Genomic DNA, 1,952 nt, shown 5'->3' with positions numbered 1-1,952 from the left:
CGGTCGATTGACTAGTGGCAAGCATGATTCCGGAGGAAGGTCTTTGGGCGTTTGAATCTCCGGTAGAGAGCGCAGCAAAGCAGGCTTGGCCAACACATGAAGCGGCACTGACAGCAGCCTTGTCGCTGTGAGCGAACTAGTTGTCCCCATCGGCCCCATGCGTACGGCCAAATGAAAGCCCTCAGCCATCAAATCAACATTGCGTGCCGACAGGTCCAGATCGAGATGGACTCCGGTATGTTCGGCACAAAACCTAGTCAGCGCAGGTACCAACCGATCTTCAGCGTATTTGCCTGCCAAGCTAATTTTTATCGTGCCTTCTATGGCTTCGCGGTTCTCCAGGATTGTCTCCTGGGCGCTGAGTAAATCTTGAAGTAGCGGGTGGCTTTTTTCGAATAGGCGCTTTCCCGCTTCAGTGATGTGCATCTGCCGCGTATTGCGCACGAACAGCTGCGCACCAAGTCTTGCCTCCAGCTTGCTGACTTGGCGACTGACATGGGAGACAGATACGTCAAGATGTCGAGCGGCACTGGTGAATGTGCCGCGTTCAACAACAGCAACGAACTCAAGCATTCCTTCAAGCGCACGCATATTTGCCATAGTGCAAAAATGTTTGTTAGCAAAGACACATTATAATATTTTGTGCAATAAATTAGGATGCTCACTTCGATAGACGGAGTACCCAATGACAGCCACGCTCATTGCACTTAGCATGTGCACATTCGCACTAGGCTTTGCCGAATTTGTAGCGGTTAGCCTTGTGCCTTTCATCGCGATCCAGACCAAGTTGCCCGTCAGTTCGGTCGGCATGATGATTGGTGCCTACGCCATCGGAGTCAGCATCGGCGCTCCGACACTAAGCGCAATCTTGAGTCGGGCACCACGACGCACAGTCTTGATGCTGAGCATGCTCGTGTTTGCATCAGGAAATCTTGCCACAGCGCTTTCCGGCTCACTTCCTATGCTGCTCATTACTCGGCTGGTTGCTGGGCTGATGCATGGCGTCGTGATTGCGTTGGCATCATCGACGGCGGCAGCCTCCGTAAGTTCACAGCGAAGCGGAAAAGCGATTGCAAACGTCTTCGCAGGGCTCACGGTTGCCTTGATGATTGGTGTGCCTCTGGGCACGTATGCCGGTGGGAAATTTCCATGGCAGACCATCTTTTTGCGATTGCCGTGCTTGGCCTGATGAGTGCGGCGGCGCTTTCAATGCTGACTCACAACATCGCAAGTGCTGAGACTCACACGAAACGACAAGCTAAGTTGATATGGTCGACGGTAGTAGACATTCAGATATTGCACCCGGTGGTTGTGACCGCATTGACCTATGCTGGCTCGTTCACAGGCTTTACCTATATCTCGGTAGTTGCTAGAGCGCGAAACGCACCTCGCTGCGGGGGGCATCACGGCGATGTTTGGGGTCTACGGTGTGTGCGCTGCGATCGGCAATGCAATAGGGGGAAAGCTAGTCGATAGGTTCGGAAGCCGGAGTGCGACGTTGACGGTTGTTATCGGCCTGGCCATAGCGATGGGAGGGGCTTGTGTGTTCGCTGCATCGATGCGTGCGATGGTGATCGTGATGGCTGTCTGGGGGCTGGCTTCTTTCGGCGCGGTACCGGTGCTCCAAAACACGGTAATCAATGCATCCCGCAAGCGCGCGAATAGCAATGCTGATGTCGCATCCGGGACGAATATCGCAGCTTTCAATATTGGAATTGCCGCAGGTTCCGTCATAGGAGGCATTGCGAGCAAGTACTCGCCGTATGCACCAACCATCGTGGCACTTCTCCCGCTCTTCATTGCTGCTGTTCTCGCAAGTCGTCTTGTGACAAGAAGCACGAGCGCAACCCTAGAGGCAGAGCCTCTCAAAAATTAAGGAGATTCAAAATGGATTTACAAGGAAAGCATTTGGTTGTAACCGGCGGCAGTTCTGGTATTGGGTTTGCGGTTGC

At 53.4% G+C, this 1,952-nt stretch carries 3 protein-coding genes; 2 read left to right on the top strand and 1 reads right to left on the bottom strand.

Annotated elements, in window-relative coordinates; translation table 11 throughout:
- On the bottom strand, positions 1-573 hold a 573-nt coding region (locus WM40_RS29325; protein WP_236693724.1), incomplete at its 3' end, for a LysR family transcriptional regulator.
- A 112-nt stretch (positions 574-685) separates the two neighbouring features.
- Here WM40_RS29325 and WM40_RS28395 point away from each other — a divergent pair.
- Both WM40_RS28395 and WM40_RS28390 read left to right on the top strand, forming a co-directional pair.
- Positions 686-1,189: an MFS transporter gene (locus WM40_RS28395; RefSeq protein WP_052738564.1), complete on the top strand. Its 504-nt coding sequence runs from the start codon at positions 686-688 to the stop codon at positions 1,187-1,189.
- 177 nt (positions 1,190-1,366) lie between these two features.
- Positions 1,367-1,876 (top strand): MFS transporter, encoded by a 510-nt coding sequence (locus WM40_RS28390; protein WP_052738563.1) that lies wholly within the window; start codon positions 1,367-1,369, stop codon positions 1,874-1,876.
- Positions 1,877-1,952: the final 76 nt, after the last annotated feature.

The sequence above is a fragment of the Robbsia andropogonis genome (assembly GCF_000970345.1).
GTDB classification, from domain to species: Bacteria; Pseudomonadota; Gammaproteobacteria; order Burkholderiales; family Burkholderiaceae; genus Robbsia; species Robbsia andropogonis.
The sequence above is the reverse complement of the archived record's forward strand: the minus strand, read 5'-3'. Positions and strand labels throughout refer to the sequence as shown.

Bases quoted from the DNA above. Each gene is read 5' to 3' on its own strand.
- WM40_RS28395 (WP_052738564.1), top strand. From the start codon at position 686: ATGACAGCCACGCTCATTGCACTTAGCATGTGCACATTCGCACTAGGC.